The following is a 4067-nucleotide window of genomic DNA, read 5'->3' as shown; positions in this document are numbered from 1 at the left end:
GGTGCCGACCCGGTCAGCCTTGAACCACGTTTCATTCACCCGCCCGGGGATGGCGTCGGTGATCACGCCGAACGAGGGGACCGCAAAGGCGTGGATCACGTCGGCGCCGGTGACCAGCACCCGCACCGTCTTGTTGACGGGCACGACCATCGGCTCGGTCGCCGCCAGACGGAACGGCACGTTCTTCGCCTTGGCCTGCTCCTCGGGGAGCATGTTCGAGACGTACTCGGAGACGTTGAGGTCCGGATACTCGTAGCCCCAGTACCACTGATAGCCCGTGGCCTTCACGGTCACGTCCGGCTTGGGCATGTCGTGGTAGGCGTACAGCAGCTTGAACGAGAAGACCGCGATCACCATCAGGATCAGCACGGGGACAACCGTCCAGATCACCTCGATGGGGGTGTTGTGGCTCCAGCGCGCCGGGACCGGGTTGGCCCGCTTGTTGTACCTCACGATCACCCAGACCAGCAGGCCAAGGACCAGCAGGGTGATGGCCGTGATGATCGGCATGAGGATCGCGTTGTGGAAGAAGATCGCATCCGCGCGCAGCGGGGTCACGCCCGGCTGCAGGTCGATCCCGCCCGGCGTCGGCTGACCCATCAGGTCCTCGGCGAGAGCGCTCGCGCCCCAGAACGCCCCGACAGCGGTCGCGACGAGACCCGCCGCCAGCGCCCGCAAACCCTGAAACCTCGACTTCATGTCCCCTCGGTCTGGTTGGCCGGCGGCACGCCCGACGAACAGGCGGGTGCGCTTACGCCGACTTCGAGAACAGGCGCGCAGACGCGCTCGCTGGCGCCCGCCCGGCCCACTCAGCGCGGGTCCATACGCGCATCCCTTGCCCTTGCCAAGGCCGCCGGAGCCCCTATCGCGCGGCAGCGCTTGGATACGCCCGTGCGCCTTGTGGATTCCGCCCCTGCGAGCCCCTATTGGCGGAGGCGTCGCAGAGCGCCGTTTCGGGAGAATCAGCCGCGTGCACCCCAGTCCCGAGGAGGAGGCTGAAATCCGGCGCGAGTTCGACCGCCTGGTGAACCTCACGTCCACCGAACTCGCCGCCTGGCTGGAGACGTCGGAGAGCCGGCGGGTCGGGATGGTCCGCCGCGGCGAGACGGAGTCGGTCGGCCGCCAGTCCGGGCGCAGGATCCTCGCGATCCGGGCGAAGACCGCCGAGGACCTCACCCAGGCCGACTACGCCCACATGAAAAAAGTCATCCGCTACTGCCGGCGTCACCTCGCCCAACGGCCGTGGGGTGACGTGACCGACACCCGCTGGCGGTGGAGCCTCATGAACTGGGGCCACGATCCCTTACGTAAAAACTGAACCCTCGATCGCGGACCGGCGTTCTTGGGGCTCGCACCACAATCGCGAGGCCTCCCCCATGCTCACCAGCACCGCTGTGCGGCACCTGCGCACGGAGATCGACGGCTATGGCGTGTTCTATCGCGAGGCCGGGCCGCCCGATGCGCCCGTGCTGATCCTGCCGCACGGCTATCCCTGCTCGTCCTACGAGTTCCGCAACCTGATGCCGCGACTGGCGGACCGCTGGCGCACGATCGCGCCGGATTTCCCGGGATCGGGCTACACCGACACGCCCGACGATTTCGACTACAGCTTCGACGGCCATGCCGACTTCCTCGAAAAGCTGCTCGCGAAGCTGGGAGTGCAACGCTACGCGCTTTGGCTGCACGATTTCGGCGGCTGGATCGGGCTGCGGACGGCCATGCGCGACCCGTCGCGGCTGACGGCCCTGATCATCCAGAACGTCGACATCTACTTCGACGCGCTGGGCCCGAAGTACGAGTTCCTGCTGGACCTGTTCCGCAACCCCAGCGACGAGAACCGCCGCACGCTCTCCGAAGCCATCAGCGAACAGGGCTTCAAGGAGGAGTTCCTGAACGACGTGCGCCCCGACCTGGCCGAGCGCATTCCGCCGGACCTCTGGCGGCTCCATTGGCCGCTGATGACGCCGAGGCGGCGGGAGATCGCCATGCGGACGATCGAGGGCCTGAAGGACAACTTCGAAGCCTGGTTCCCGCGCTACCAGGCCTTCCTGCGCGAGCACCGCCCGCCGACGCTGATGCTTTGGGGCCCGCAGGACGGCTACATGCCCGAGGCGTCCGGCCGGGCGTATCTGCGCGATCTGCCGGACGCCGAGCTGCACATGCTGGACGCCGGGCACTGGCTGCTCGAGGTGCAGTTGGACGAGGCGGTGCGGCTCACCCGTGACTTCCTCTCCCGCGTGCTGCCGGCGGGGGCGGAAAGCGGCGACAGTTGGCGCCGCGCGGGGTGACGCCCAGGCCCGCGGTCCCTATCTTGGCGCCATGAACGCGCACGCTCCCGCCCCTTCCATCCTCGAATCCGCCGGCGTCGACTCCGGCCGCGCCCGGCAGATCCTAGGCGACGCCCTTGCGGGTGCGGACGACGGCGAGCTGTTCGTGGAGCGCTCCGAGAGCGAGAGCTTCCTGTTCGACGACGGCCGTCTGAAGTCGGCGGCCTATGACGCCACCGAGGGCTTCGGACTGCGCGTGGTGGCGGGGGAGACCGCGGGCTACGCCCACGCCAGCGAGATCTCGGAGGCGGCGATCCGCCGGGCCGCCGAGTCCGCGCGCCTCGCGAAGCGCGGCTACGAAGGGGTGGCCGCCGAGGGCCCGCGCGCAACGAACGCCAAGCTCTATGCCGAGGACGACCCGCTGGCCTCGCCCGCCTTCGCCGACAAGGTCGCCCTGCTCCAGGAGATCGACGCCTGGGCGCGCGCCCGCGATCCGCGCGTGGTGCAGGTGATGGTGAGCCTGGCGGGTGAGCGGCGCACGGTGGAGATCCTGCGCGCCGACGGCCGGCTGATCCGCGACGTCCGGCCCCTGTCGCGCATCAACGTGCAGGTGACCGTGGAGCGGGATGGCCGCCGTGAGAACGGCTACACCGGCGCCGGAGGCCGCGCCGGCTTCGAGACCTGGATCACCGAGGACAAGTGGCAGGCCCAGGTGGACGAGGCCCTGCGCCAGGCGATGGTCAACCTCGACGCCGTGCCCTGTCCAGCTGGCGAGATGGACGTGGTGCTGGGCCCCGGCTGGAACGGCGTGCTGCTGCACGAAGCGGTCGGCCACGGCCTGGAAGGCGACTTCAACCGCAAGGGCACCTCGGCGTTCTCGGGTCGCATCGGCGAGCGGGTGGCCGCGCCCGGCGTGACCGTCTTCGACGACGGCGCGATCCTGGGCCGCCGCGGCTCGCTGACGATCGACGACGAGGGCACGCCCACCCAACGGACCATCCTGATCGAGGACGGCATCCTGGTGGGCTACATGCACGATCGGCAGAGCGCGCGGCTGATGGGCCTGGAGCCCACCGGCAACGCCCGGCGCCAGTCCTATGCCCACATGCCCATGCCGCGGATGACCAACACCGGCATGCTCGGCGGCGACACGCCGCGTGAGGAGATGATCGCCTCGACCAAGCGCGGCCTCTACTGCGCCAACTTCGGCGGCGGCCAGGTGGACATCACCAACGGCAAGTTCGTCTTCCAGTGCACCGAGGCCTATCTGATCGAGGACGGCAAGCTGACCACGCCGGTGAAGGGCGCCACCCTGATCGGGGATGGTCCCTCGGCGCTCACCCGGGTGACCATGCTGGGCGACGACTTCGCGTTCGATCCGGGCATTGGCGTTTGCGGCAAGTCCGGCCAGAGCGTGCCCGTTGGCGTGGGCCAGCCGTCGCTGAAGATCACGGGACTGACGGTCGGCGGAACCAGCGTGTGATCGCTGCGGCGCCGAAACCTTTCCGGGATTTAACCGACCTTACAGCCATTTAATTGGCTCTCTCCAAGTAACGCGGGTCACTTGCGCGCACTTGGGGAGAGCTGTTCATGCTGATCGTACACGTCCTGGCGCAGGCCGCCGTCGCCGCCTCGCCCGCTCCGGCCACTCAGGGCGTGACCAGCTATCCGGCGAGCTTCTTCGCCAGCCAGCAGCCCGCCAACGCCGCCGAGATGCTGGACCGTATCCCTGGCTTCGCTCTGGACACCGGCGACTCGGTCCGGGGCTTCGAAGGCTCGGCCGGCAACGTCGTGATCGAC

Annotated in this window: 4 protein-coding genes and 1 pseudogene; 4 read left to right on the top strand and 1 reads right to left on the bottom strand. The window is 68.8% G+C overall.

Going from position 1 to position 4067, the window contains the following annotated elements:
* Positions 1 to 699 (bottom strand): cytochrome c oxidase subunit II transmembrane domain-containing protein (locus tag RIF93_RS19185; protein ID WP_309093051.1); only part of this gene is annotated, 699 nt, incomplete at its 3' end.
* 271 nt (positions 700 to 970) lie between these two features.
* Here RIF93_RS19185 and RIF93_RS19180 point away from each other — a divergent pair.
* From RIF93_RS19180 to RIF93_RS19165, 4 genes and pseudogenes are all read left to right on the top strand, one after another.
* Positions 971 to 1318: a DUF3140 domain-containing protein gene (locus RIF93_RS19180; RefSeq protein ID WP_309093050.1), complete on the top strand. Its 348-nt coding sequence runs from the start codon at positions 971 to 973 to the stop codon at positions 1316 to 1318.
* Between the two features lie 58 nt (positions 1319 to 1376).
* Positions 1377 to 2288, top strand: coding sequence for an alpha/beta hydrolase (locus RIF93_RS19175; RefSeq protein ID WP_309093049.1), 912 nt, complete (start codon positions 1377 to 1379; stop codon positions 2286 to 2288).
* A gap of 31 nt (positions 2289 to 2319) precedes the next feature.
* Entirely contained in the window at positions 2320 to 3750 is a 1431-nt protein-coding gene (gene tldD / locus RIF93_RS19170) for a metalloprotease TldD (RefSeq protein ID WP_309093048.1), read from the top strand.
* 107 nt (positions 3751 to 3857) lie between these two features.
* A pseudogene (locus RIF93_RS19165) lies at positions 3858 to 4067 on the top strand (TonB-dependent receptor); the annotation flags it as partial.

It is taken from the genome of Phenylobacterium sp. (genome assembly GCF_031181185.1).
Classification (GTDB): domain Bacteria; phylum Pseudomonadota; class Alphaproteobacteria; order Caulobacterales; family Caulobacteraceae; genus Phenylobacterium.
Note: the sequence above shows the minus strand (reverse complement) of the source record. Positions and strands in the feature narration are given on the sequence as shown.